This window comes from candidate division KSB1 bacterium (assembly GCA_022566355.1).
Classification (GTDB): Bacteria; Zhuqueibacterota; JdFR-76; order JdFR-76; family DREG01; genus JADFJB01.
The window spans coordinates 75171-102163 of the sequence record JADFJB010000001.1 but is presented as its reverse complement, the minus strand read 5'-3'; the positions used below and the strand labels follow the sequence as shown (position 1 = coordinate 102163).

General features: G+C 40.1%; 23 protein-coding genes and 1 pseudogene. All 24 read right to left on the bottom strand.

Going from position 1 to position 26993, the window contains the following annotated elements; genetic code table 11:
- Positions 1-8 precede the first annotated feature (8 nt).
- On the bottom strand, positions 9-1829 hold the full coding sequence (locus IIC38_00410; GenBank protein ID MCH8124422.1) for a carbamoyltransferase: 1821 nt from the start codon (positions 1827-1829) through the stop codon (positions 9-11).
- A 193-nt stretch (positions 1830-2022) separates the two neighbouring features.
- A complete protein-coding gene (locus IIC38_00405; protein MCH8124421.1) occupies positions 2023-3249 on the bottom strand; it encodes a methyltransferase domain-containing protein in 1227 nt (408 codons plus the stop codon).
- A 340-nt stretch (positions 3250-3589) separates the two neighbouring features.
- Positions 3590-4878, bottom strand: a pseudogene (locus IIC38_00400) (methyltransferase domain-containing protein).
- A 144-nt stretch (positions 4879-5022) separates the two neighbouring features.
- Positions 5023-6333 (bottom strand): DUF4910 domain-containing protein, encoded by a 1311-nt coding sequence (locus tag IIC38_00395; GenBank protein ID MCH8124420.1) that lies wholly within the window; start codon positions 6331-6333, stop codon positions 5023-5025.
- Positions 6334-6350: 17 nt separating this feature from the next.
- Positions 6351-6932, bottom strand: coding sequence for a dTDP-4-dehydrorhamnose 3,5-epimerase family protein (locus tag IIC38_00390; protein ID MCH8124419.1), 582 nt, complete (start codon positions 6930-6932; stop codon positions 6351-6353).
- A gap of 3 nt (positions 6933-6935) precedes the next feature.
- On the bottom strand, positions 6936-8009 hold the full coding sequence (locus tag IIC38_00385) for a glycosyltransferase family 2 protein (GenBank protein ID MCH8124418.1): 1074 nt from the start codon (positions 8007-8009) through the stop codon (positions 6936-6938).
- An 81-nt stretch (positions 8010-8090) separates the two neighbouring features.
- Positions 8091-8303: a hypothetical protein gene (locus IIC38_00380; GenBank protein MCH8124417.1), complete on the bottom strand. Its 213-nt coding sequence runs from the start codon at positions 8301-8303 to the stop codon at positions 8091-8093.
- Between the two features lie 51 nt (positions 8304-8354).
- Positions 8355-9584, bottom strand: a complete 1230-nt coding sequence (locus IIC38_00375) for a class I SAM-dependent methyltransferase (protein ID MCH8124416.1) — start codon at positions 9582-9584, stop codon at positions 8355-8357.
- Between the two features lie 28 nt (positions 9585-9612).
- Complete coding sequence (locus IIC38_00370; protein ID MCH8124415.1) at positions 9613-10650, bottom strand: SDR family oxidoreductase; 1038 nt, start codon at positions 10648-10650, stop codon at positions 9613-9615.
- Complete coding sequence (gene rfbF / locus IIC38_00365) at positions 10647-11429, bottom strand: glucose-1-phosphate cytidylyltransferase (GenBank protein ID MCH8124414.1); 783 nt, start codon at positions 11427-11429, stop codon at positions 10647-10649. The genes IIC38_00370 and rfbF overlap by 4 nt, the downstream gene beginning before the upstream one ends.
- Positions 11426-12493, bottom strand: coding sequence for a glycosyltransferase family 2 protein (locus IIC38_00360; GenBank protein ID MCH8124413.1), 1068 nt, complete (start codon positions 12491-12493; stop codon positions 11426-11428). Before IIC38_00360 ends, rfbF begins: the two co-directional genes overlap by 4 nt.
- A gap of 85 nt (positions 12494-12578) precedes the next feature.
- A complete protein-coding gene (locus tag IIC38_00355; GenBank protein MCH8124412.1) occupies positions 12579-13577 on the bottom strand; it encodes an NAD-dependent epimerase/dehydratase family protein in 999 nt (332 codons plus the stop codon).
- Positions 13578-13670: 93 nt separating this feature from the next.
- Positions 13671-14474: a WecB/TagA/CpsF family glycosyltransferase gene (locus IIC38_00350; protein MCH8124411.1), complete on the bottom strand. Its 804-nt coding sequence runs from the start codon at positions 14472-14474 to the stop codon at positions 13671-13673.
- Between the two features lie 137 nt (positions 14475-14611).
- Positions 14612-15646 carry an endo-1,4-beta-xylanase gene (locus IIC38_00345; GenBank protein ID MCH8124410.1) on the bottom strand — a complete coding sequence of 345 codons (1035 nt, stop codon included), beginning with the start codon at positions 15644-15646 and terminating at the stop codon, positions 14612-14614.
- 57 nt (positions 15647-15703) lie between these two features.
- Positions 15704-16345 (bottom strand): PIG-L family deacetylase, encoded by a 642-nt coding sequence (locus tag IIC38_00340; protein ID MCH8124409.1) that lies wholly within the window; start codon positions 16343-16345, stop codon positions 15704-15706.
- 9 nt (positions 16346-16354) lie between these two features.
- A complete protein-coding gene (locus IIC38_00335) occupies positions 16355-17191 on the bottom strand; it encodes a glucose-1-phosphate cytidylyltransferase (GenBank protein ID MCH8124408.1) in 837 nt (278 codons plus the stop codon).
- A gap of 51 nt (positions 17192-17242) precedes the next feature.
- Positions 17243-18595, bottom strand: a complete 1353-nt coding sequence (locus IIC38_00330) for a methyltransferase domain-containing protein (GenBank protein MCH8124407.1) — start codon at positions 18593-18595, stop codon at positions 17243-17245.
- A 72-nt stretch (positions 18596-18667) separates the two neighbouring features.
- Positions 18668-19603, bottom strand: a complete 936-nt coding sequence (locus IIC38_00325; protein MCH8124406.1) for a hypothetical protein — start codon at positions 19601-19603, stop codon at positions 18668-18670.
- A gap of 139 nt (positions 19604-19742) precedes the next feature.
- Positions 19743-21050: a glutamate-1-semialdehyde 2,1-aminomutase gene (locus tag IIC38_00320; protein MCH8124405.1), complete on the bottom strand. Its 1308-nt coding sequence runs from the start codon at positions 21048-21050 to the stop codon at positions 19743-19745.
- Between the two features lie 35 nt (positions 21051-21085).
- A complete protein-coding gene (rfbG, locus tag IIC38_00315; protein ID MCH8124404.1) occupies positions 21086-22216 on the bottom strand; it encodes a CDP-glucose 4,6-dehydratase in 1131 nt (376 codons plus the stop codon).
- 34 nt (positions 22217-22250) lie between these two features.
- Complete coding sequence (locus IIC38_00310) at positions 22251-23006, bottom strand: class I SAM-dependent methyltransferase (protein MCH8124403.1); 756 nt, start codon at positions 23004-23006, stop codon at positions 22251-22253.
- Positions 23007-23062: 56 nt separating this feature from the next.
- The gene (locus tag IIC38_00305; GenBank protein ID MCH8124402.1) at positions 23063-24142 is read right to left on the bottom strand and encodes a GNAT family N-acetyltransferase; all 1080 of its coding nucleotides are present in this window, start codon (positions 24140-24142) and stop codon (positions 23063-23065) included.
- A 14-nt stretch (positions 24143-24156) separates the two neighbouring features.
- Positions 24157-25380 carry a methyltransferase domain-containing protein gene (locus tag IIC38_00300; GenBank protein MCH8124401.1) on the bottom strand — a complete coding sequence of 408 codons (1224 nt, stop codon included), beginning with the start codon at positions 25378-25380 and terminating at the stop codon, positions 24157-24159.
- Between the two features lie 711 nt (positions 25381-26091).
- Complete coding sequence (locus tag IIC38_00295; GenBank protein MCH8124400.1) at positions 26092-26865, bottom strand: hypothetical protein; 774 nt, start codon at positions 26863-26865, stop codon at positions 26092-26094.
- Between the last annotated feature and the right edge of the window lie 128 nt (positions 26866-26993).

The following is a 26993-nucleotide window of genomic DNA, read 5'->3' as shown; positions in this document are numbered from 1 at the left end:
GTTTTTATTCAATCTAGTTCGTATTCTTTTTGCCAATCGATATCATGCGTCAATTCTTTTTGCTTCTTCTTATTAAGTAAAAAATTGTTTAAAACCAAATAATCCATATTCGTGCGCATAAAACAAAGGAATGCATGTTCCGGGTTACATACTATCGGTTCACCGCGTACATTGAAGGAAGTGTTTATAATTACCGGACAATTGGTTTTTTTATAAAAAGCTTTAATCATTTTGTAATAGATCGGGTTATCCATTTCATTTACGGTTTGTACTCGAGCTGAATAATCCACATGAGTAACAGCAGGAATCTCTGAACGAACTACTTTCAACTTATCCAAACCGTCATAATTTTTATGGCCATCCTGTGAATTATCAAAACACAGTTCTTCTTTAACAGGTGCGACTAATAGCATGTATGGACTTTCGGTATCCATTTCAAAATAATCAGAGACATTCTCTGATAATATGGAAGGTGCAAAGGGTCTAAAGCTTTCTCGAAATTTAATCTTTAAATTCATAATAGATTGCATTTTAGGAGAGCGTGCATCACCAATGATACTCCTGCCTCCGAGCGCACGAGGTCCGAATTCCATTCTTCCCTGGAACCAACCGACTACATTTTCATTCGCAAGCAGATCTGCAACAGTTTCCGTCAGTTCCATATCTGAAAGCTTTTCAAATGGTATGTTTTCTTTTTTCAGATATTTTTCAATTTCTTCATTGGAGTACTCAGGTCCATAATACGAACCTTTTTGTAAATCTCTGCCATTGGATAATTTTCTTTCTTTCCCTAAATATTGGTGCCAGGTGAAAAGTGCAGCTCCAAGAGCGCCACCCGCATCTCCCGCAGCTGGTTGAATCCAAATGTTTTCAAAAGGACCTTCACGAAGTATTTTACCATTCGCCACACAATTTAACGCCACACCACCAGCCAATACCAGGTTTTTCATACCGGTTTCTTTATACAGATGCCTGGCCATGCGGATCATAATATCTTCCGTAACTTTTTGGATTGACATGGCAATATCCATTTCTCGCTGGGTAATTTTTGATTCCGGCTTGCGAGCGGGACCACCAAAAAGATTAGCGAAACGATTATTGGTCATCGTAAGTCCGGCGCAATAATTGAAATACTTCATATTCATTTTGAAAGAACCATCTTCTTTCAAATCTATCAGGTTATCTAATATCTGGTCTACGTATTTAGGTTCACCATAAGGTGCTAAGCCCATTAATTTATATTCACCGGAATTCACCTTAAAACCTGTAAAGTAGGTAAAAGCTGAATATAACAAACCCAAAGAATGTGGAAAATGAAGGTCAGCCCATAAGTCGATTTCATTATTTTTTCCAACTCCGTAACTCGAAGTTGTCCATTCTCCTACTCCATCTATAGTCAATATGGCAGCTTCATCAAAAGGCGATGGATAAAATGCCGAGGCAGCATGAGATTCATGATGCTCAGGAAACAATATCTTCCCTTTGAAATTTAATTCACTGGCAATATAATCTTTTATCCATAATTTTTTCTTCAACCATAGGGGCATTGCCATGATGAAAGATTTTAATCCAAATGGAGCATATGTTAGGTAGGTTTGTAATAATCGCTCAAATTTAATAAATGGCTTATCATAAAAAGTGATATAGTCCAGATTTTCACCACTGATTCCGCCTTCCTCAAGACAATATTTAATTGCATTTTCAGGAAAATTAAAGTCGTGTTTTTTACGTGTAAAACGCTCCTCCTGAGCAGCTGCGATAACTTCTCCATCGCGCACCAGGCAAGCGGCGCTATCATGGTAAAATGCGGATATACCAAGTATGTCCACCAAACTACCTCTTTTTTAATTAATAATAGTTCTCAATTCAATTGTCAAGAGATGCATAGCATTATAATCGGAAATATAAATATAATTCTTTACTACACATTATAAATATGAAAATATTGTTTATCAAACAAAATTAATTAAACTATGGCTATTAGAATTATCCTTTTTGATGGTCGATACAGAGAGATCCTATCTATTCAAGTATCATTAATTCAGGTTTAAGATTCATAATCTTTAGGTGGTTTTGAATCTCTTTTGCGTAAATGGGATTCATTACAATAACAGAGTCGGGATTAAATTCAGATAAAAACTCCGGACTTACAATTTTTTGCCCCGTACCAGCTATATACGAACCCTGTCTATTGGGATTTATATCCACGACATATTGAATTTCGTCATAGATTTTCAACGTCGAAAGAAAAGCAGCCGATTTTGAGTAAGAACCCCAAAGCACAGGACGTCGTTTTTTTTGTTTTATTTGTTTGATTCGATAATGCCAGTAATTTATTTTTTTTTGGCAGTGCTCGTTAAAATTTATAACAGAACACTTCAATTCTTTTATATCATTTTTTAATTCTAAAGCGCCATTTTTTCTTTTCTCACATGGTTTCGCCTCAATCATTAAGTATTGATCACCATAAGCTCTCCTGGCATCAAGTACATCAAATCCACAATATTGAAATAGCCGGGCTAACGATCCTAAACTGAAATAGGAACAATGTTCATAAAAAATCTCCCAAAAAGCTCCCTCTTTTAGAATACGAGATGTATCCGGAACCTGAAAAAAAACAATGGTGTCTAATCGATTTCTTATCGTTCGTCGTACCATGCTGAGAAAATCCGCAGTGTTATGTGTATGTTCCAATGTCATATTACAGCAGATAAAATCCCCTTGATAAATGGCAAATTTCTCAGAATAAAAATCCTTGATAAAATTTGCATTCTTATTTTCACTTCTGAGACTTTTGCAATCAAAAGCCGGATCAAAACCGATTCCAAGGTTATGGCCCATTTCACAAAGCAACGACAAAAATTCACCCTGACCGCAGCCAATCTCAATAATTGTTTTTCCATGCAAATCATGTCGCTCAATTAAGCTGGCAACCAATCGGTTATGAAACGCGTTGAAAGTCGGTGAAAAACCCTGTGTTCCATCATACCTGGCAGGATATTCATGTTTCCCCGGATCAAAAGAAACATTTGAAATAAATCCACAGCTATGGCAAAACCCTAATTTTATGTCCCCTATTGGATAGTTAAGAGCCTCATCGCGTGTTGGCAAGAGCACAACGCCGTGGACAGGCACATCTCGAACCTCATAGAATGTTTCCAATCCCCATGCCCGACAACTTGGACAGACAGTGTCAGTTAACGAGGACGTTTCTGCAATATTCTGATTTACTAGTAAGTACTCTTTCATGATGTTCCACCTATTATAAAAATCATTTTTATGAATTGATTAAGCTGTAGCCCTTTGCCGCCATCTTAAAAATGTATCTAAGTGGCCACTTTCTATTAAGTATTTAATACTTGCAAGGCGTTTGTACCGAGGTGATTCGAGTTCATCCATATACAATCCATGTTTCCTGTAAGCATCGTATAATTCCCTAGCTCCCTGTTGTGCATTCCATTTGGGTTAAAAAATTATCAACCGTAAGATTAACATTTTTTCTATCGGCAACTTCATTAAATTTAACCAGTTGTTGCGACTGTTCCACATTTGACTAAACACTCATTGCTAATCCACTCATAATTCAATTTCATACCTGACAAAGAGCTTTGTACTTGGTTCCCATCCCAAATACCTTCTGGATTTTTGTATTATCACCCTTTCTTCCATTCACTCCTTTTGGGGCATCCAGTTTATATTTTCTGTTTAATCGAATACCGGCAATTTCTTCAACGATATACACTAATTCGTTTATTTGAATCTCTTTTGCGTAAATGGGATTCATTACAATAACAGAGTCGGGATTAAATTCCGATAAAAACTCCGGACTTACAAATTTTTGCCCAGTACCAGCTATATAATTTCCTTGTTTGTTAGGGTTTAAATCCACAACGTATTCAATCTCCTTATTAATTTTCAGCGTATTTAAAAATGTAACTCCTTTCGATCCGGCTCCCCAAATTACTGCCTTGAGATTCTTGTCCCTGATTTGAGACAGTTGCTCCCTCCAGTTGCTTATCTTCTCCTGGTAAATACCAGAAAATTTTTCAACATCATTAGATATTTAATTGACATCAAGCCATGTATTATCTGTTTTCAATGTTGAGTTATCCTTTATTGAAGCTTCAATCGATAAAAACTGTCCTGAAAATGCATCCCGACAAGAATGGACTTTAAATCCACTCGAATGAAATACTGCAGCCAATGAACCAGTACTAAAGTATGAACAATGTTCATAAATTATATCCCATATTCCATCATTACATAAAATAAATTCACATTAGGAACCTCGAAATATACAGCAATATTAAAATTTTCGTTTATGTTCATTCGAATCTCATTTAGAAATTCACTGGAAAATTGCAAGTGTTCAAGAACATGCCTGCAACAAATAAAATCAAAAGAATAATTTGAGTATTTACTTGAATAAAAATCTTCTATAAACTCAATAGGACTATTTGTGTTTTTATTTCGGTGGTGTTCATAACTTGGATCGAACCCGATGCCCCGGTTTTGGCCCTGATTACAAAGGAGTTGGAGAAAATCGCCCTTACCACAGCCAATCTCAATAATTTGCTTTTTAGATAAATTATGACGCTGAATCAATTCCCGGGAAAGTGACTCAGCATATTGTTGAAATCGTGGTGAAAAATGTAATGAATTCTCATAGTCCTGGTCATATTTCATTAGATCGGGATTAAATACAAGGTTAAATATATGCCCACAATTTCTACAAAATCCTAAATGGATATCTCCTCTTGGTGCTTGAATTGACTCTGCCTGTGATTCCCAAATCAAATTACAGTGTATTGGTACATTAGTTACTTCAAAGAATGTGGAAACCTGGGTTGATTGAAAAACTGGACAGATGTCTATCATTTATTCTTTTAAATCCTTTATTTTAGATTCTTCATTTATTCGAGTGTCGTCGCCGGCCTGTAGTCGAAACGAGATGAATGAAGGATCACCAACCAACCCGGTAGACGATCAGAACTGTCGGCTTCTCTCCGACTGCGTCGACGTCTAGTCGATGGTCTGCAAAAGCTCGTGATCGACGAGCGAATCAGCGGCCTGCCGGATCAGATCGAAGGAATACCCCGATCGCTCCGCGATGTCGAGGAGGGTGTGATCGCCGTCGGAGAAGTTCATCACCCAGAGAAGCGCCATCTCGAGATCGGCCCGCCGCTGCAATCCGCCCATCGATCCATATAGACCACGCTTCCCGAGCTGGGGCTCGGCCTCTGGGATCAGATTCCGATATCGCCGGTTCCGTTCGAGGACTGCGGCGATCTCAAGGCAGACGGAGAGCGTCTCCCCCAGTCGCTCCGCGCTGACCAGCTCGAGATCGTCTCCAGAGCTATGGTAGCCACGAAACTCCGAGTGCGTGGAACGAGTGAGTGACCCTACCGGCAGGTTGAACTTCGGTGAGTTGAAGTTGCGCTCGTCGTAGCCATATGGCGAGAACGGGATCGTCTCGAACGGCTCGGCGCGGTTCTCGAGGATGTGCTTCGCGACCCTGTCGATCTCGGCGTCGCCACGGCGGGTGTTCTTGTACGTGAAGCGGGACGGATCCCCCACGCAGGCGAGCACGAGACCGTGCCGAATCCGATCCAGCCGATCCTGGTTCCGACTCAGCCACACCACCGACCCGATCCCGCCGGGGATGAACAGGAAGCGGTAGGAGTACCGTCGCTCGACTCCACTCAGAAGCCTGGCCAGGAATGTCGCGACGACATTTCCCGAGAGGTTGTCGTTGCACAGTGAGGGATGGCAGGCATGGCTCGTGATCAGAACCTCATGCTCACCATCGCCTGGAAGAACTAACTCGCCGTAGTTGAGATGCCCGTCCTCGAGGGTGGAATCGATGTAAACCTCGTACATGCCGTCCTCGAGACGCTCGTAGTCCCGGTGGGAAAGACAGAAACCCCAGTCCTCACGATAATAGGATGTACGATATGGAATGAAGTCCGGCTCCTCGGGAAGGGTGTGGAGACGCTTGCGAAGCTCGTCGAGGGTCATGGTCTGATGAACCGAGACACTGTAGCTGACGACGTGCAGGTTCGACTTCCGGAAGTCGATGATCCGCTCGCCGCCTGGGTGGGCCACGTAGGCGTCGCGTATGTTCCACTCCCGCGGCACGGTCCAGTCAAACGCTCGTGTCCCGCTCGGAACCGCTTCGAGGGACAGACCGGGTAGGTACTCGCCAATGATGCGCTGGCTCTCCCGGAAGCCCTCGCCGGTGATACTCCGGCAGATCGGATAGAGGCGGGTCATGAGCTCGTACATCTCGAGGCCGAGCTCGTCGAAGTCGACCTGGTCTCGTAGCGTCGTCATGTCGCGGGTCGATGCCATCAGGTTACCCGACCGCTTGAATCGGCATTTCGATCGTCGCGCCTGTGGCTCTCGAGATCGAAGTCAGGGTAGGAGCGGTCCTTCTCCGAGAGCGTCGGCTCGGCAAGCGGCCAGGGAATGGAGAAGTGCGGATCGTTCCAGCGAATGCCCCGCTCGGTGCCGGGACGGAACGCCTCGGACATGAAGTACGTGACGATGGAGTTCGGCTCCAGGGTCTGGTAGGCGTGCCCAATCCCCTTGGGGATATAGACAACCTCGGCGCTCGTCCCCCGAAGCTCCATGGAGATCCACTCACCGCACGTCTCGGACTCGCTGCGCAGGTCCACCAGCACTTCGAACAGTGCGCCATTGACGCACTGTACCATCTTCACCTCGCCCGCCGGGCGAACGTGGTAGTGGATTCCTCGAAGAGTGCCTCGCACCTCGTTCATCACCACGTTACACTGCTCGACGTGACCCTTGAGTCCTTGGTTCTCCAGCGTCTCCCGGCAGAAGGTGCGCGTGAACGTGCCACGGTGATCGACGTTGGGGTCGAGCTGCACGCGGTAGACGCCGGACAGGCGAGTCTCGCGGAATTCCATCGGCTATCTGGCCCTCGACGCGGGTGCGCTCACTTTGCCATCGGCTGGTAGGGTCTTTGGCTTTGCTCCGTCCCCTCCGGGTGAGTGCGCGTCATCCCGCTGCCTGATCCGCCGCAATGGCTCTACGTATGCGCCTCCGGTCCCGGCTCCGGTGAACGTCTTCATGAAGACCGACCGCCACTTCCTGCTCTGGAGAAGGTAATGCATCAGAACACCGTAGCAGCGGAGCCTCTCGCCCGAAGGCAGGTCGGCGTGTCGCACGGATCGGAGATGGCCGCGTAGAAGGTGCAGACGGGTGAACGCGAACCGTTTCACGCCGGACGGATCGATGAACCGCTGCTGTTCGCTGCTACTGGCGATCGCACCGGAACTCTTGGGGTGAATGCGCCCGAAGAACAGCAGCTCGGGCACCTCGTGATAACGCCCCATCAGGCTGAGCTCGGCGACGAGCACCTTGTCCATCCCGTAATGGGGGATCATGGTTGCAGTGCGTCGAATCGCCCACCCGCGAATGAGACCAAAGACATCCATATTCCCTCTCGGCCCTAGGATGACGGCGCGGAACCGATGGTGTGCCCGCGACGACTCCCGGGTGGGCAGAGTCCAGGAGGGGTGAACGGTGGCCGCAGCGAATCCGACGTCGCCGGCATCGGCTCCCTCGACACGCCGGCCGAAGTGATCGATGTGAGTGCTGATGGAGTGGCACCACACGACGTCCGGTTCGGCGTCGAGTACCGCCACACACTGTTCCAGGAACGTGGGAGCGAGCCGGTCATCGTGGGCTGCGAACTTGAAGTGCTCCCCCCGAGCAAGCTCGATCACCCGCTTGTGGTTCCAGCACGCGCCGCGATTCTCGTCCTCGCGCAAGTAGCGGATACGAGAGTCGTTCCGGGCCAGAGCCCGACAAATGCTCTCGGTGCGATCGGTGGATCCGTTGTCGGAGATGATCAGCTCAAAATCAGTGTAAGACTGGGTCAGAAGGCTGCCGACTGACTCTTCGAGGAATTCTTCCCCGTTGTACACTGGCAAACCGATGCTGACCCTTGGAATATTGGACACTGGATAGATATCAATCATTTATTATTTTTAAATCCTTTATTTTAGATTCTCCATTCTATTCGAGTTTCATTACAACCACCATGTCCGGAGCATTATCTGTTAAAAATTCCCCGGAGGTATAATTTTTTGACCCGTGCCGGCCATATTGCAACATCCTAAAGTGATGTCTTCTTTGGCAAAGTTAAACGCATTTTCTTGCGTTTGTATGAGAAGAACGCTGTGAACTGGCACTTTTTTTAACTCGTAAAAAACATTGATTGATGACAACCCACAGCCTGGACAAAGGTTCTCAGTCAACTTTGATACTTTCATAACTTCTATCTAGCCATTGTTATTAATTCTTTTCTGAAAATAGTCTAAACTCTACAAGATTTTCGGTTGTGGAATTGGAATAATAAATTTTCCCCCATGCTGGCGGTAAATATCCTGTTGCTGCATAATCTCTTTTGCAAAATTCCAAGATAGCAATAAAACATAATCTGGCATATCTTCCAATAATTTTTCCGGATGGAATATAGGTAGATGATTACCTCCCATATATCGTCCATGTTTATATGGATTTAAGTCAACAATATAATCAACCAGTTTTTTATTAATACCAATAAAACTCATTAAGGTTGTAGCTTTAGCCGCTGCTCCATAAGCAGCAATCCTGCTACCTTTTAACTTTAATCCGACCATAATTTCCAATAACGAATGTTTTATTTCTTGAACACTTTTAGCAAAATTACGATAATACTCCATCTCGTCAACCCCGTTTTTGGCCTCATCACGCAATAACAAAGAAACATTTTCACTTACTGCTTCATACGGTTCTATAAAAAGTCGCAAAGATCCACCATGGATAGGAATTCTTTTAATATCGTTGAGAAAAAGAGAATGTCTTCTAAATAGTATATCCAAAGCAGTTACCGAAAAATAACAAAGATGTTGGTGATAAATGGTATCAAATTCACAATTCTCAATTAAATCTACTAAATATGGAACTTCTATAACCGCTACCCCTGTGTCTTTTAAAATAAGGCGAATGCCTTCTACAAAGCCATTCAAATCCGGTACATGTGCTAAAACATTATTCGCAATAACAACATCAGCAAGTTTATTTTCTTTTCGAATCTTTTCTGCCAGCTCCTTGCCAAAAAACGTGCAGAGAGTTGGTATTTTTGCTTGTTGAGCTACCTTAGCAGGACCTTCTGCCGGATCAATACCGAGAACCGGAATACTTTTGTTAACAAAGTATTTAAGCATGTATCCATCATTGCTGGCAAGCTCAATGACTTGTGAGCCTGTATCGAGCCCTCTTGTCCGGATCAGGTTTTCTGCATTTTTTCGAGTATGTTCTTGAAGTGCCGGCGATACCGATGAAAAATATGGATAGTCCTCTGTAAAGAGTATTTCCGGCGATACGCTTTCTACTATTTGCACTAAAGAACAGCGAGGACAAAACACTAAATCTAGTTGGGCGGTTAATTCAGATTCTCCTAATTGCTGTTCGGTTAATAGTCGATCTGCTAACGGCGTGATACCAAGAGAAAGAATTAACTCAAGTGTTGAATAGTGACAAGATCGACATTTTATATTAATTTTTTTCATTACCATTCTCTTTTAGATTAAATTCAGGTTAAGCAACTGCTAAAACCCGCCATCGCAATGAACTATCCAGGTATCCTTTGGTTAACAGTTGTTGAAGATGTGCAACACGTTTATAACGTGGTCCCTCAAAATCTTCTAAACTTAATCCATATTTCTGAATGTGCGTGTATAGTTCTTTGGCTCCTTTCCTTGCGTCCCATTGTGGTTTAAACCCTGGAATCTTTTTTGCTAACTTACTGCAGTCAACACGATAGCACCTTTTGTCCGGTCCAGCGTTTTTAGCATATTCGATCTCACAGTTGGGTACGGTATCTTTTACAATTTCAGCTAAATCTTTCATTTGATAATTCTCATCGGTTCGCCCGACATTAAAAGCCTGATTGTGAATTTGTTCGATTGGAGCTTCTAAGACTGCAACAAAAGCACGGGAAATATCTTCAATATGTACAATAGGCCTCCAGGGTGTACCATCACTTTTAAGATAAATTCGACCTGTTGTAAAGGCCCATGAAACAAGATTGTTTAAAACCAGATCGAATCGCAAACGTGGAGATACTCCATATGCAGTAGCACTACGTAGAAAAGTAGGGGTAAAAGAAGAGTCAGCCATTCGAGAAATATCTTGTTCGGATAACACTTTTGATTTGGCATAAGGAGTAACTGGCTGTAATACTCCTTCTTCATTGATTAACCGATCTCCTGCTGCGCCATAGTTACTGCACGAGGAAGAAAAAATAAATCGTTTGATTCCAACTTTTTTTGCTAATCTTGCTAAATTTACTGAAGCTAAATGATTGATTTCAAATGTCAACGCTGGATTTAAATCGCCAAGGGGATCATTAGAAAGTCCTGCTAAATGAATGATAGCATCATAACCTTCCAGATCATGTGCCTGTACATCCCGAATATCTTTTCTTATCCCGTCGATGTTGCAAGACAATTCTCCAAAAGTACATTGAGCATATAAATTCATATCAAACCCAACGACTTCATGACCAGATTTTCTTAGCATCGGCGCTAAGATAGTACCAATATAACCCAGATGACCCGTAAGTAAGACTCTCATCTTTTAATTCCATTCCATATTTTCCAGGGAGCGTTACCAGTTTGCCAAATTTTCTCTAACAACTTCTTATCCCGTAAAGTATCCATACACTGCCAAAATGATCCGTGTTTGTAAGCCATTAATTGTCCCTCCATAGCAAGTCTTTCCATTGGCTCCTTTTCCCACTGGGTTTCATCTCCATCAATGAATTCAAAAACACCCGGTTCTAAAACATAATAGGCGCCGTTGATCCAGCCTTCATCTAATTGAGGTTTTTCAGAAAATTTCTCTACAACATTTTCCTTTATATAAAGTTTACCGAAGCGTGCCGGGGGTCTAACCGCTGTAACCGTAGCAAGACGGCCATGGGATTTGTGGAATCTAATTAACTCACCCAGGTCTACATTCGAAACGCCATCACCCCAGGTTAATAGAAACGTTTCATTGCCAAAATAGGAGGCCATACGCTTAATTCTGCCGCCTGTGGCTGTATAATATCCGGTGTCTACCAGGTCAATCTTCCAGTTATCAACATTCTTTCCAACTAATTGAACATCTCCATTCTGTAAATTAACCTTGAGGTTACCATTAAGTGTGCTATAATCGATCATATATTTTTTGATGATTTCACCTTTGTATCCTAAAGCAACCACAAAGTCAAAGAAACCATAGGTAGAATAATGCTTCATGATGTGCCATAAAATTGGTTTTCCTCCAATCTCTACCATGGGTTTAGGCTTTGTTTCGGTTTCCTCCGCAAGCCTTGTACCGACTCCCCCAGCAAGAATTCCTACTTTCATAGCTTTTCTCCTAATGTCGAATGAATTATCTTAAGCGAGTCAAAACGACTCTCAATGGTACTTTTGCTATAATCATATTTATCAGAATTTTTGTTTAGTATCTCAACTGCCTGGATGTAGCCTCCGCCAGTTCCAATTCTTCTGAATGTACGGCTAACCACGTTCTTCCACTTCCTTACTTGAAACAAATATCGAATAATAACGAGAAAACAATTCATCCGGTCCGGAATACTAAGTTTTGCACGCATTATCGCTTTTAAATAACCTTTCAGAAGATTGAATCTCGTAAGATGAAATACTCGCCGACTCGTTGGATCAATCCAGTCTTGTAGCTGTTTAGAATTAGTCTTCGCTCCGGAACCGGCATGATGAACTCGAGTTGAAAAGAGAATTTCCGGAATTTCTTTATACCTGCCTAATAAACTAAGCTCGGCGACGAAGACTTTATCGGCGCCATAATAAGGTAATTGCAGCATAGTCTTCCTCATTGCATCTGCTCGTATAAGACCAAAGACATCTAAATTCCCATCACTTCCTAATAATATAGCCCCGAATCTTTCGAAAACTTTTGACGATTCTCGAGTTGGTTTCATTTGTGATTTCAATAGAGGATTATTTGAATCTCGATTTGCGTAGCTTACAACTCCAGCAAGCTCACTGTCAATAGACTTTCCCTCTGGATCAATATGCCTACTTATAGAAAAACACCAGACAACTTCGGGATGGCTATCCAATATGTCCACACATTTTTTAAGGAAGGTTGGACTGATTATATCGTCATGGGCCACCCATTTGAAATACATACCGTGGGATAGCTTAAACGCATTGTTAAAATTCCATGCAGCTCCCAGGTTTTGTTCATATCGGTAGTAATGAATTCTTTTATCTCTCTTACTGTAGTATTGACAAATTTGCGGCGTTAAGTCTGTCGAACCGTTATCTGAAATAATCAACTCAAAATCATCAAATGTCTGGCCCAGTAAAGAATCAAGAGTTTGGGAAAGATACTTCTCACCATTATTAACTGGCAAACCAAGGCTAACCTTTGGAGTTTTACTATTCACTGAATCGATTTCTCCACGGTATAAAATCAACCGTTAATTATCAGCCGTAAGATTAACATTTTTTCTATTGGCAGCTTTATTCACTTTAACCAACTGTTGCGGCGGTTCCATATTTGACTAAACGTTCATTGCTAATCCACTCATAAGTCAATTTCATACCTTCAAAGAGCTTTGTACTGGGTTCCCATCCCAAATACTTCTGAATTTTTGTATTATCACTGTTTCTTCCATTCACTCCTTTAGGAGCATCCAGTTTATATTTTCTGTTTAACCGAATACCGGCGATCTCTTCAACGATATCCACTAATCCGTTTATAGTTACCATTTCATTGGAACCTAGATTAATGGGTTCAACGATTAAACTTCGTATGATCAAATCAATTCCATGTATACAATCATCGATGTACATAAAACTTCGCTTTTGATTGCCATCGCCCCATATCTCGATTTCGTGATTTCCGGTAAGTTTAGCCTGTATGACCTTCCGACATATTGCAGCCGGTGCTTTTTCACGGCCGCCATCCCAGGTCCCATAGGGTCCGTAAACATTGTGGAATCTTGCAACTCTTGTCACCAGGCCAAAATCTTCTCGAAAATGTCGGCACATACGTTCGGAAAATAATTTCTCCCATCCGTAACCATCTTCCGGCATTGCTGGATAGGCGTCACTTTCACATAGTGGAATTACATTTGTGTCTTTTTGTTTTTCGGCATTATAAACACAAGCTGAACTCGAATAAAAATATCGTTGGACGCCGGCTTCCTTTGCGGCTAACAAGAGGTGGGTATTGATTAATACGGTAAGCATACATAAAGCTTTATTATTTTCAATAAAACCCATTCCTCCCATATCAGCGGCTAAGTTATAAACTTCACTAGCTCCTTGGCATACCCGAAAGCAATTTTCTTTTTCTCGAAGATCTGCGATTACATTTTCAACATTGTCAAATACTTGGTACCATTGATTGAAAGGCTTTATATCGACCGCACAAATATTCGAATGACCTCTATCAAGTAAAGAAGAAACGAGATGCCCACCAATAAAACCTCCAGCGCCAGCTATCACTATTAATTTATCTAACATGCCATCTTTCCTTCATTTTTGGTTCTAATTTAGAAACTACATTTCATTGATATAAATAATTCTACTAAGCAGTAAAAATTGAGATATGGTTGATTAATTCATCCATATTATCAAAATTTTCTGCCGTCCCCATTGGATCAGAAGCTTTTGGATAAATCGAAAATTGGTTACTAGATACCTACGCAGTAAACGGCGTGGCTCTTCACTCAGGCGAAACAACCATTCTAACCCTCGTTGCTGCATCCAACTCGGAGCCATTTCCTTAGTCCCTGCGATAAAATCGAATGCTGCACCTACACATACCTGGACAGCCTTTAGACGGTGTTTATACTCAGATGCAAATTGATCCTGCTTTGGACAACCCAGGCCCACAAACACAATACCTGCCTCGCTATCATTAATTCGTTTTACCATACTTTCCGATTCGTCTTGCGTTAATGGCCGAAACGGAGGTGATTCCGCACCAGCAATTTGCAATCCTGGAAATTTTGAAATCAAAGTGGAACATAGTAATTTAATAACGTCAGAAGAACTTCCATAGAGATAGATGGGCACTCCCTCTTCGGCAGCTTTTCTGGAAAGCCGAACTGTAAGTTCTGGACCATATACTCGATCACTGAGATTAGTCTGGTATAGACGATTTAATGCCCATCGCACTGGCTGCCCATCCGGAACAATAAGCTCAAAAGAGTTGACTTGATCCAACAATTGATTATCCAGGCTAGCAGAAATTATTGCGTGTACAGCATGGCATGATACCACGGATGACTGGCGCAATTTAGCAGCTTTTAAAATTAAAGAAACCGTTTCGTCATAATCTGTAGCGCTAACCTTAACCCCACAAAGGTTGTATTTTTCTGGCCATTGGATGACGCTTTCTGTTTTATCTATTATCATAAAACTCTTTCTAATCATTTAGATCGGTCTAATGAATTTTTTAAATATGAAAATAATTGTGAATACAAGTAACAGGATAGCTAAAAGAAATAAGGTTGAATATTCTCTTAATTATGCTTGCACTACAAAACTAACTTTCAGTTTTTAGCATATTTTTCCAGCGCCTCATAGAGAGAATAATAAGCTGGTTTAGGCTGTAAATCGTCATCGAAGGGTGTTGGGTCAGCTTTGCAAGAACTCATCTCATTGATCGAAGATTGTTCAAGCCATGAATATTTATCACCGATCCCCCAAACAGTAAAACTCTCACAAACTCCGGACTCGAGACATGCCTCGAGCATGCTTTTATAAATTTCAGCCTGCAGTAAAAATCTATCTTCTACGCTACCAGGAATATTTCTCAAATCCACATCAAACTCGGTTATATAAACCGGAATTCCATAACTTTTCATAGTAGTAATGACGTCTAGTTTATCAGGAAGATTATCCCCATCTAAGTGCATCTGTAATCCAACTCCATCAATCAAATTCTTAGATTTCAATTTTTGGATTATTTCTTTAGTTAACATCGTTGTTTCGCTGTCTGAGTAATGATTATTTACATCATTATAAATCAATTCAATAGAAGGGTCGGTATCTCTTGCAATTTGAAATGCATATTCAATATAATCATAACCGAAATGCTCATAATAAATATCATCTACTCTATACGGGTATAGATAAGGTTCATTAACGACTACCCATTGTTTTATGTAACCCTTAAAATGATTTATAACCTGGCTAATATGAATTCTTAGAATGTTATTTAATTCCTCACTTGTAAATTCTCCATGTGTAAGCCATTCGGGAGCTGAAGAAGGAAAGACTAATGGGTGGCCTCTGATTTCCAGTCCATTTTCTCGACAAAATCGAACTTGTAAATCTGGAATTGCAAAATCAAAATTTCCTTGGCTGGGCTCTATGGAGGACCAATAAACTCCCCAATGAATAACTCCTAAATTAAATTCTCGTACAACGACTTCCTTCCATTTTGTATTATAAATTTGATAACCATCAAAAGCCGTTCCGATTTCAATTTCTACTTCATTAGCCAAATCTCTAAGGGTATTTGGGGTGAACGTATTTACCAATTTAGCTGAGCAGAAGCTAAAGATTAAGATAGATAATGACATGTAAAATAATTTCTTAGGAATTCTCATTTGAATAACACTATATGAAAAAGAAAATCATTAAATAACCAATTTCCGACAATAAAATGCTTCAGCGTATTTATCTATAGAATTAGATTCAACTCCCCGAATCCTCAGTAGAGACCAAAAAGTATCTTCGGTAAACCAATTTTTAGATCTCTGAGTTTGAAAAGTATTATAAATAACATCGATCTTTCGTTTACAAATTGATTCATCTAATCGAACAAATACATTTGGATGGCCAAGATCACCTTCATATTTTGGAATCTCATACTCAAATATCAAATGGTTCCGAAATGTATTCCATGTCAACTCAGATACAAGGCGGTGATCTTGATGCATATCTTCCCTTTGGTGAGTGAAAATCAAATCCGGGTTACATTCTCGTTTGAATTGATTAAAAAACTCTTTGATTTCCAAGCCACAATAAGGGAAGAAAGAATCACGAAAATTTTTAATCGATACAGTTTTATTAGAAATATTCTGGAGAAATTCTTCACTGCTTTTGAACGCTTCATCTATACGCTGTTCCAGACCGCTTAGAACAAGCCAATGGACGTCTATTGAACTGTTTTCTGCAAATATTTTCAAAAGAGTACCACCGCAGCCAATCTCAATATCATCCGCATGGGCGCCAATACATAAAATCGATCGAATATTCTCGGTGTTAAGAGCAATCATTTTATTTCTTTAAAAATTAGCCACTTTTTTATAATCATGATCAATAGACTGATACTTAGACTTTGAATTTGTTTTCCAAACTTGCCAGGGCGGATTACCCTGGGCATACTTATCGTCGAACATTTGTTTTTCTTTGTATGTGTCCATGCACCCCCAAAAACCATCATATTTCAATGTACTTAACTGTTTATCAGCGATTAATCTCTGGAAAGGTTGGTTTACTAATTCCTCGCCATCCTCGATATAATTAAAGATATCTTTCTTGAAGACAAAAAATCCGCCATTCATCCAGACGTTAGAATCTTCAATAGGCTGAACCTGTTGGACAAATCCACTGTCATCAATTTTGACTGAATGAAAACTACTATTTTTTGGTTTTACTGACAAAAACGATGCTATTGCTTGCTGTTTATGAAAAAAATCAATTAAATCAGGTAAATAAAGATCGGTTAAACCATCGGCGTAATTTGCCAAGAATATTTCATCATCCTCTAAATAATGTTGCACAGCTTTTAAACGTTGTCCAATATTGGCAGTTGTGCCCGTATCTGCAAAAGTAACATTCCATTCATGAATGTCATTGCTGAGTAAATCCATTTGTGAACAGCTAGATGGAATTAAAAAGTCATTTCGTAGACATTCGTTATAATTTAGAAAATAATTTTTTATGACGTCAGCTTTCCAACCCAGGCATAAAATAAAATCCTTATGGCCAAAATGTGCATAGTACTTCATGATATGCCACAAAATTGGACGATATCCTATCCTAACCATCGGTTTAGGAATAGATTCTGAATATTCTCTCATCCTCATCCCAAAACCGCCACAAAACAGTACTACTTTCATAAGATTTTCCTTAATGGTCCTTGGATCAAATTACACTTAGATAAAGTTTATTTATTTGAATACTGTTAATTCTGGTATTGGAACTACAAACTTTGCGCCCCATTGACGGACATAATCTAATTGTTCCATAATCTCTTCTTTCAGGTTCCAGGGCAAAATTAAAATATAATCCGGCTTGGTCTCGGCTATCTTTTCAGGGGAAAAAACGGGTATTCGAACGCCAGGTAAATAATTATTCTGCTTCATTGGATTTCGGTCGACTGTATAATCGATAAAGTCTTCACGAATTCCGCAATAGTTTAACAAAGTAACGCCTTTACCAGGAGCGCCATAACCGACAATTTGTTTACCTTCTTTTTTCGCCTGGATAAGAAACTCTAGTAATTTTCGTTTTGTTTCTGTTACTTTTTCAGCAAAATTGTGATAGGTTTCTATTTTAGTATATCCCGCTGTAACTTCTCTGTTTTTCATTTTAGTAACAGATTCTTGAACCGGTTTACTCTCATCCTCGGTGTGCCGTGCATAAATTCGTAAGGAACCGCCGTGAGTCGGAAACTCTTCCACATTAAAAATTGTGAGACCGTGTGCTGCAAATACCTGTTGTGCGGCAATAAAAGAAAAATAACAATAATGCTCCTGGTAGATGGTATCGAATTGATTGTCTTCTATCAGGCGCATTAAATGGGGAAATTCGATTGTAATTACACCATCGGATTTGAGGAGAATTTTAAGGCCTTTTATGAAATCGTTCAGATCCGGGACATGAGCCATCACATTTTTACCCGCCAGTAAATCAGCTTCAATTCCCTCTTTCACTAATTCCCGGGCAGTCTGTTCACCAAAAAACTTGACAACAGTTGGCACACCTTTTTTTATGGCCGTTTCAGCCACATTTGCCGCAGGCTCTATGCCAAGTGCGGGTATTCCCTTTTCAACAAAATATTGCAGCATATAACCATCGTTGCTTGCAACTTCGATGACTTGACTTTCTGAGTTAAATCCAAAACGCCCAATCATCAACTCAGTATACTTTTTAACATGACGCAGCCAGGATTCAGAATAAGAGGAGAAGTAAGCATAGTGACTAAAAATTTCTTTACCACTTACATGTTCAATTACCTGAACCAGGAAACATTGGTCACACACATAAGCCTTAAGCGGATAGAATGATTCCATTATGTTTAACTGATCTGGTGATACCTGGCTTTGACACAAAGGCGACATGCCCAAATCCACGAACACATGTTGCAGATGAGCACCACAAAAACGACAACCGTGCTTGGAATTTTTATCGGAGGATAATGATTTTTTAGGTGAACTATCTATATCAGTTATCACATCCTGGTTTTGCAGTAATTCCGGACCTAATGTGACACTATTTCCGTTTGAGTTTGAATAACCCATAAATCCTCCTTGTTGTTATTTAGCTATTTGGTAAAAAATAATGATTTATAATTTTATTAAAAGTATTCAAATTTAGGCCACTCCAACCTGCTTATCCAGATACTGAGGCGAAAGCTCATCAACTGTTGGTTTCTTTTCTTCATATAATTCAATAATATTTGGCGGCAATTGTGTCAGATCTGATCCCCGGAGATAATCTCGAATTGTGGTTCCTGAACAAGCACTATCAAGATTCGGTGCGCCATCTTTAGTTAAGAGCTCTTCGTAATGAACTGTTCTGAAATCGATACTCAATCTAGTGCGATCTGTAGTATTTGGCACGCTCGAATGCAAATGTGCCCCAGAAAATATCAGGAGTCCACCAGGTTCCGTGATAACCCGTATTTGAGGATCTAATTCTAATGGCTCAAGCGCTCCAGATTGTTTGCGAGTATCCTTTTTAACTTGCTTGGCCGCATCCTTCCGTCCCTTTTTATTCCATTCCTGGTAATTAAAATCACATGAATCATTTTTAACAGGCTTACTCCAATAGTGTAAATGGAAAGCCATTGAATTGTCAGATTCGATTCCATAGATTGGCAGCCACCAGTTAAGCTGGCACATTGGCGGAGAGTACCATATATCTCGATGCGGTTTGAATACATAAGCCAATCCGGAAGTCAAGTATCCTTTTGCAGTAGAGGTTCTTAGCCTGGGAACATCGAAATAAGTTTTGCTTAAATCACAGCCAGATTCCTTAAGAATATTTTGAATCAATATTTTAGTTTTTGGATGATGAATAAATTTTGGTTTCAATTCTTTTAAAATCTCAACATATTCCTCAACTGAAAGGTGATGTTGTGCATCCCTGGGATCATAGGGATAAAAAACTTCCTCACAAAATTCACGCGCAAACGCACAAAGTTGCTTCGTACTGTCACATGCGGTGTAGACGAATAATTCCCCTTTGTATAATCGTTGACGGCGTACTTCGTCACTTACATCGGAATTGAAATAAATGGTTTTCATGATAGCTTCTCTCCAAATAAAAAATTATAAAGTTTCCGAAAATTATTTTGTACCCCCATTGTTCAAGTAAAATCAAGTATTAAATCGCTAATCTCAGAATTCAATTGATTAACACAGCCTGATTAAGTTACCAATTCTTTCAATTAAATTTGCGATTAACGCTTTTGGAAGGACGACCTACCAGGAACCGATCAACCCCATCTTCTAAAGCATTCTGGTAAACCTCTAATGCTTCATCAAATACCTCAACAGTTCGATCTATATCTTCATCGGAATGAGAATAACTGACCACCAGCGAAGGTCCAATGACCCCTCTTTTTATTATTTCTTGCAGGAAAAGACTGCGAAAAGATTGAGAGGGTTTCTTCTCCTGATCTTTTGTTATGAACACAAGATTGCAAGGTTTGCCGATCACCTGGAAATATTCAAATAAATTTCTTTTTTCTATGATGTTCTTGATACCCCTGGTTAAACGTTCACCTTGCCTGTATAATGTTTCAATCACCGGTTCTCTTTTATAGGTTTTGATGACTTCCATTGTTGCCGCCAGTGAATGAGTTTCTGCACCATGGGTTGTGGACAACAAAAATACACGTTCTCTATCGTGATTTAACCCACCCAGTTTCATTATTTCTTTTTTCCCTACCAGCGCAGAAACTGAAAATCCGTTTGACATCCCTTTCCCAAAAGCGGACAAATCCGGTACGATATCATAATATTTTTGTCCCCCGCCAATATGCCAACGAAAGCCCGTAATCATTTCATCCAGAATAAATACTGTACCATTTTGTTTACAAACAGCTTGGACTTCATGCAGAAAACTATCTTTAGGATCTTCATATTTTGCGGGTTCCAAAATCAAACATGCAATTTGTCCGGGATACCGATCGAATAATGATTTAATACTTTCGATGTTGTTATAGTGAAATGACAAAGTAAGATCTTTAATAACTTTTGGAATTCCAGCATCCATGGGTGTAGTTCCAATAAACCAATCATTTATGGAAAAGAAAGGATGGTCGGCGCAACATGCTACAAGATCCCTGCCGGTATAGGCCCTGGCAAGTTTTAGAGCGGCGGTAGTGGCGTCTGATCCATTCTTACAAAACTTCACCATGTCTGCACCGTCGATGACACTTAAAAGCTCTTCTGCACATTCTAATTCTATTGGCGACGGTCGAGAAAAATTTACGCCGTTTTCCAGACCATTTTTTGCCGCTTCTACAACTGGACTAAAAGCATGGCCAAGTGTAACACATCTATTTCCCATACCATATTCGATATACTCATTGCCGTCGACATCCCAAACATGGCAGCCTTGCCCTCTGACAATAAATCCCGGCGCCAAAACCGGGTAATGATCATCACCCTTTGCGTAGGTATGACAGCCACCGGGAATCAAAGCATGACTTCTTTGCTGTAACTTTTTTGATTTTGTAAAATTCATTGTAACCGCTTTATTAAAATTTCCTGTAATTTATATTAATTTAGAATCGCTAACTCTTGATATATGTCTACTTTTTTCTCATCTAATAATTTTGCTTCATAACTAGCGATTTGATCATAACAAACCTGGCGCATGGATTTAGGATCTTCGAAATATTTTTGATACCACTTTGCGGTCATATTTATCGTTTGATGTATATCCCATTGCGGTTTCCAATCCAGTTCCCATAACGCTTTATCAATTGCCAACCGAAGGATACTTGCTTCATGAGGTTGATTGGGAAGACTAACATCATTCCATAAGCCGTCACCCCATTCTTCAATAAACATTTCAACAATATCCGTAACTGGAAGTTCGTTTCCCGGTAAAGGTCCAAAGTTCCAGCCGCTACATAAATTTGGGTTATCAGAAGTAACCAATTTCCCAGCCAAAGTTAAGTATCCACTTAACGCCTGAAGAACGTGTTGCCACGGTCGGTAAGAATTTGGATTACGCACTTTAACCGGTTTTCTTTGCGATAATGCTTTTACGATATCCACGATTAACGCATCCGGGGTCCAGTCTCCGCCGCCAATCACATTGCCAGCACGACCACTTGCTAATTTAATTCCATGTTCAGTAATTTTGTCGGGAGGGAAAAAAGAAGTTCTGTACGACCGTAACAATATTTCTGCAGCGCCTTTGCTCGCTCCATAAGGATCATGATCCCCGAACGGATCAGATTCTCGATATCCCCAAGTCTGTTCCCGGTTTTCATAACATTTATCACTGGTAACCACGACAACAGCGCATGGTTTATTCAATTTTTTAATTCCATCCAGCAGGTTTGCAGTACCAATTACATTTACTTCAAATGTTTCTTTGGGAATTCTGTAGCTTTTTCTTACAATAGACTGTGCTGCAAGATGTAGGACTATATCTGGAGAAGCGTCTTGTAAAGCTTTATGCAAAGTTTCCTCATCCCGAATATCCGCTTCATAGTGATTCTCCAGTAATTCCTTAATCCCACATATAGTAAAATTATTTGGGTCGGTAGGGGGGGCAAGTGCATAACCCGTAACTTTAGCGCCCAGATGATTCAACCACATACACAACCAGGATCCCTTAAAACCTGTATGACCAGTAACAAAAACTGAAAATCCATCGAAAGTATCTATGAAAGGCATACCCATTAAATCGTTCTCCTCACTTGTTAAAACGTTAACTGTTTATATTAAAGTTCTCAACTTTTGGATGAGTAGTTCCAACTGATTTTTTGCTTTCGTAGACAATAATTTTAATCCCTGTCCAAAAATCAGTTTTCAACCATTGCCTGGTTTCAAAATAATAAAACCCAGCAAGCATATCTTTTTCTTTATAAGGCAACAGATATAGGAGAGTAAGGGGTCTTGGAGATTTCTCTAATGATTCCCGGATTTTCTCAAAAACTGATGATAAAATACTTCCCGTAAAGGAATTCCAAATAAAAATTGTAGTTATATCCGATGGAAGCGTAAAACTCCGTGCATCCTTGCAGATTATTTCAATATCTTTGCATTCCAGGTTTTTCCATGCTCTTTTAACATTCTCTTGAGCAATATTGCATAGCTTTTGTGATAATTCTACTCCAATGACCTTTTTAAATGGATATTGAGCGGCCAATATTAATGCTCGACCCATACCACTGCCATAATCAAGAAAAACACTTTCCTCAGGTCGAATATCGACGGTGTGCATTGCAGTGTCAAAACACACGTAGCTAATAGGTTCATACCCTTCACATTCCGAATCATATCCTAACATTTCTGGTCCTAAATTTTTTACAGTCTTAATTCCTAAATTCCATTCACGGTAAAGTGCGGATAAGTGCAGCCTAAACCACTTCAGGGTATCAAAAAAACCCACCTCGAATATTCTCCGGAATATTTTCACCGGTAAGCTGGTCCACATAAGGACAGGAAAATTGTTATGAGTCATATAAACTCCGCATCTATGTTTTTGAATTAGCTATTTTTATTAGGAATCTTGATTTATTAATTGGCTGAATGTGAATTGTAAATCACCCAATTACGTAAGGCGCGGTACACACGGAGTGGAGTTCTTCCTAAAGGCGATGCATGAACAAGATTTCGGGTGTTATACCAACCGGACCGCAACACATTATTTATAATTCGTAATTCAACCGACCCAATTGCTAAAGGTATAGAGCCTGACATGAGACCGATTTTCATTTGATTATATCCCCTACCCAGATCGATTCGTTTTATACCCATTTCTGCAGCTTTCTTCGCAAGCTCGATGTGGAGTATTAACCCGGGAGAATATTTGGAATAGGCTGGATCATAGGTTGGAAACCAGGATGACAACATATCATTTCTTCGTACTCCCAAATGGACGGCAATTAACCGCTCCCCTGCGTAAAGAGCTGACAACATTCCAGTCATCCCTTTTGTTTCTGTGCACCAGATCAATTTTAACAATTCAACAACCCAGTTAAATTGAAATACATCCAAATATTGTAGTCGATTAAGCTGTTCCTGTTTCCATGTCAAAAGCGCTGCAAATGCAGCAGTCTCGGTGGTATGCATTTCGAACCGAAGTGGACCGACTTCTCGCTCGATTTTTCGGGATTTACGCATAGCCTGTGATATCGTTGAAGAACCCGACTGCCTCCTTGAAAATTGATAACCTTCAAATCCTTCGCTAAGATCCATGTATGGCGAATCTTCAATAAGATGATGGAAGGGCTTAAACAGCGTTTGTGACGCTACCAGGTGATCGAAATGCCAGGCAGAAAGCTTGCATTCTTTTAAAAGTTGCTTTGCATCCAAATGAACATTTTTTTTCAGGACAATCCCATGCATATCTGAAATCCTCCAGGCAACCGCTCTTCCAATGTTTTGCCTGACACGCTGAAACGGGAAGAAACCAACAAATTCATCGCATTGCTCTAAGACGGCTACATTTACATTATCACAAACACTTGCTGTAGCCATAATGAACTCAGGACTAAGAAAGGGATTGTTAATAGCAGAATCTTTATTCTGTAAATGGGACCATGCTGTGACATGATCTACTGTTAGACACTTCCCATCAATGACGTTAATTTTCATTTTGTGATCGCAACCTAAGCTATTAGACAGCTGCATGAGATGCCGAGTTCACGAACCTGATTTTTTATTTCTTGTTCGTATAGGGGGTTTGTTATAACCACAAGGTCCGGTCGATGCTCTATTAAAAATTCGGGCGAAACAATCTTCTGGGCAGACCCGGGAATATACTTATTTTGTCTATTCGGATTAATGTCCACAACAAAATCTACCAGATCCTCGGTATTGAGAGCATTTAAAAACCCAATTCCCTTACCTCCTGAACCCCAAACAACGACACGCTTGTTTTGTTTTTTATAGTCCCTCAACCGATCTTTCCATTTTTTTATTTTTCTTTGGTGATGTTCAGCAAACATGGAGATTTCAGGGGGTAGCTTGCCATTTAAATTAGATTGTTTTGTATCCGGCAAAGAGGTGTTGCTATCGGTTTTTGCCTCCACAAAAAGATATTGATCCCCTTCATAACAAACGCCGGAATCGAGGACTTTAAATCCACTGCGCTCGAATATTCTTACATAAGCTTGAAGGGTAAAGTAGTTACACTGCTCGTAATGAATACTCCAGGTTTCCTGATTGTGGAAGGCATGAGAAGCATTGAAGACTTCGAAATAAATGCCAATATTGCGGTCGCCAATTATTTTTCTGAGATTTTTCAAAAAATTTAATGGACCTGGTATATGCTCGAAAACAGAAAGACAACAAATAAAGTCACAGTGAAGATTTGCATACTTTTCCGTAAAAAAATCACGAATCATTCTTATGGTTCCATCCCCTACTTGTCTGGTATATTCATATTTAATAGTTGGATCGATTCCTATTCCGATATTTCCTCCAATTTGGCAAATCAAGGAAAGGAATTCTCCCGCTCCACAACCGATCTCTAACACAGTTTTATTTAGAATTTCATATCGTTCAATAAGGCGCGATGCAACCCCATTGATGTATGAGCGAAATACTGAAGAGTGGATTAAAGATGCTTCATACCCTGGCTCATAGGTGACCTTTTTTGGATCGAATATGCGGTTATGAACGAATCCACAACTGTGGCAATAAGACAAAATAATATCGCCTGTCACAGTATTTCGTGCTTGTTCGGCACTATCAAAAAGTAAACATACATGGACAGGAAGGTGCTTAACCTTATAAAAATCCGTTTGATCCGGCGATCCACATGCAGGACATTCAATTGCTACGGATTCAATTGCTGTTTCAGTTTTCTCAAGTTGTTCGATATTAATCATTAATAAAAGTCATCCTTTGTAATCAAAAATGAGGTCAAAAAAATTCTAATAAAAATGGTTATCATTCTTATGATATCTAAAAATTTAGTTTTTCTCCGTATTCATCACTCTAGATTTTTTCAGAAAGGTACAGCTCCGCCACGTCAATCCCATTTAATGATTTTCGAGATTTCAGTGGCGCTAACGTTATCGGGTTTGATTCCGACTTTAAGATCTTTGTGAGCCGAGATTTATTTCGTCTACTATAAAACCCTTGAGTATATCAAACCCGAGGAAATTCTCCCTCGTAAACTTGTTCGAAAAATTTGTGTTTGTGATTCTTCGAATTTTCATACCGAAATTAACTGGCAAGCCTTGTTCCAAATAAATTAAATGCGTTAAGCGCTCTAACGAAATCTTCTTAAGTATTTGTTTATTAATATTTTAGGTTAATTATTTATGGTAGAATTCAATAATAATTGTGATAAGGAGTGTTTTGAGGAAAGTTGTAAATTACGACACTACTTTGATCATAATGAAGTTAACTAGATGATTTTACTAGAGTTATCCATCTGCACATATCTTCGTTAAATTTTCGTAAAATACGACACTAATAAGAGCTGTCTGGAAAGGGATTTATTCTGTAAGACTTGCTTTTAGAATGGAGTATTATTCAGACCAACCCCGGCGGTTCCAAATAACACTCTGACTATCTTAAGGATAATAAAAGCCTTAATTGTATTCTCTGGTCGAGGTTTTCACCACCACCAAGTTTATGTGTTTGTTGATATATTCTAGCAAAGCATAAATAAAGAGAACAATGCCGAACATCTCCAAACCCTCCTCAATGGTTTGAGCTATCGTCAGTTGAAAAGATTTGAAGCCTCCTTCAATTCCTTGCGCATCGACAATTACACCCTCAATAAGTTCTAATCCAATAGCGCCGCCAACAAAAACAAGGCCAGAAGCGATAAACAGCCAACGCGTACGGGGCTCCAGATTTATAAGGAATTTTGTGAAAAATAGAGTGAAAAGAAGTACAAAGAAAATGCCCGGAATGACCCATGCAAAGTAAATAATCCCACCTGAATCAAGCCATGAATGTAGTGTATCATCAGCCATCTCATGAATCATGACAGCTTCATCTAAAGAAAGATATAGAAAGACAAAAGATAGGACAAACCAATGCAACACATATTTGTCTTCATTACTCTTTTTAATCAAAGCAATGATGATTAATAAAATCGAACTACCAAGAAGTGCAATTGAGGAATACCATGCTGGAATACTGGGTTCATGACCTAAATCAAATCGTTGCATTATTTTTGCAAGTTTATGATCTGTGCTTGGAGCTACGTTATAGATTATCACATTTGCAATAGTACCAACTATTAGAATAATGAGCACAAGTTTAATAAGCCAAAAAGCAATTTTTGTAGGATTAATCTTAACTTTAAATCCGTTTGTAATCGAAAGACTGACCTTGTCATTTTCAAAGTTTGTCATATTAGATATTTGACTTTTTCTTTTATTTTTATTGGATTGGGTATTACTTGGATTGGAACTTCTAGAAGAATAACTTCTTATTAATTTTATGAAACTCCGGCATTATTGATTTTGCCAATCAGATTACG

Bases quoted from the DNA above. Each gene is read 5' to 3' on its own strand.
- rfbG (MCH8124404.1), bottom strand. From the start codon at position 22,216: ATGCCTTTCATAGATACTTTCGATGGATTTTCAGTTTTTGTTACTGGT.
- IIC38_00385 (MCH8124418.1), bottom strand. From the start codon at position 8,009: ATGATTGATATCTATCCAGTGTCCAATATTCCAAGGGTCAGCATCGGT.
- IIC38_00300 (MCH8124401.1), bottom strand. From the start codon at position 25,380: ATGATTAATATCGAACAACTTGAGAAAACTGAAACAGCAATTGAATCC.
- IIC38_00375 (MCH8124416.1), bottom strand. From the start codon at position 9,584: ATGAAAAAAATTAATATAAAATGTCGATCTTGTCACTATTCAACACTT.
- IIC38_00340 (MCH8124409.1), bottom strand. From the start codon at position 16,345: ATGATTGCTCTTAACACCGAGAATATTCGATCGATTTTATGTATTGGC.
- IIC38_00390 (MCH8124419.1), bottom strand. From the start codon at position 6,932: ATGGAATTCCGCGAGACTCGCCTGTCCGGCGTCTACCGCGTGCAGCTC.
- IIC38_00320 (MCH8124405.1), bottom strand. From the start codon at position 21,050: ATGAATTTTACAAAATCAAAAAAGTTACAGCAAAGAAGTCATGCTTTG.
- IIC38_00325 (MCH8124406.1), bottom strand. From the start codon at position 19,603: ATGAAAACCATTTATTTCAATTCCGATGTAAGTGACGAAGTACGCCGT.
- IIC38_00380 (MCH8124417.1), bottom strand. From the start codon at position 8,303: ATGAAAGTATCAAAGTTGACTGAGAACCTTTGTCCAGGCTGTGGGTTG.
- IIC38_00310 (MCH8124403.1), bottom strand. From the start codon at position 23,006: ATGACTCATAACAATTTTCCTGTCCTTATGTGGACCAGCTTACCGGTG.
- IIC38_00330 (MCH8124407.1), bottom strand. From the start codon at position 18,595: ATGGGTTATTCAAACTCAAACGGAAATAGTGTCACATTAGGTCCGGAA.
- IIC38_00305 (MCH8124402.1), bottom strand. From the start codon at position 24,142: ATGAAAATTAACGTCATTGATGGGAAGTGTCTAACAGTAGATCATGTC.
- rfbF (MCH8124414.1), bottom strand. From the start codon at position 11,429: ATGAAAGTAGGAATTCTTGCTGGGGGAGTCGGTACAAGGCTTGCGGAG.
- IIC38_00345 (MCH8124410.1), bottom strand. From the start codon at position 15,646: ATGTCATTATCTATCTTAATCTTTAGCTTCTGCTCAGCTAAATTGGTA.
- IIC38_00405 (MCH8124421.1), bottom strand. From the start codon at position 3,249: ATGAAAGAGTACTTACTAGTAAATCAGAATATTGCAGAAACGTCCTCG.
- IIC38_00395 (MCH8124420.1), bottom strand. From the start codon at position 6,333: ATGACGACGCTACGAGACCAGGTCGACTTCGACGAGCTCGGCCTCGAG.
- IIC38_00350 (MCH8124411.1), bottom strand. From the start codon at position 14,474: ATGATAATAGATAAAACAGAAAGCGTCATCCAATGGCCAGAAAAATAC.
- IIC38_00355 (MCH8124412.1), bottom strand. From the start codon at position 13,577: ATGTTAGATAAATTAATAGTGATAGCTGGCGCTGGAGGTTTTATTGGT.
- IIC38_00370 (MCH8124415.1), bottom strand. From the start codon at position 10,650: ATGAGAGTCTTACTTACGGGTCATCTGGGTTATATTGGTACTATCTTA.
- IIC38_00335 (MCH8124408.1), bottom strand. From the start codon at position 17,191: ATGAAAGTAGTACTGTTTTGTGGCGGTTTTGGGATGAGGATGAGAGAA.
- IIC38_00295 (MCH8124400.1), bottom strand. From the start codon at position 26,865: ATGACAAACTTTGAAAATGACAAGGTCAGTCTTTCGATTACAAACGGA.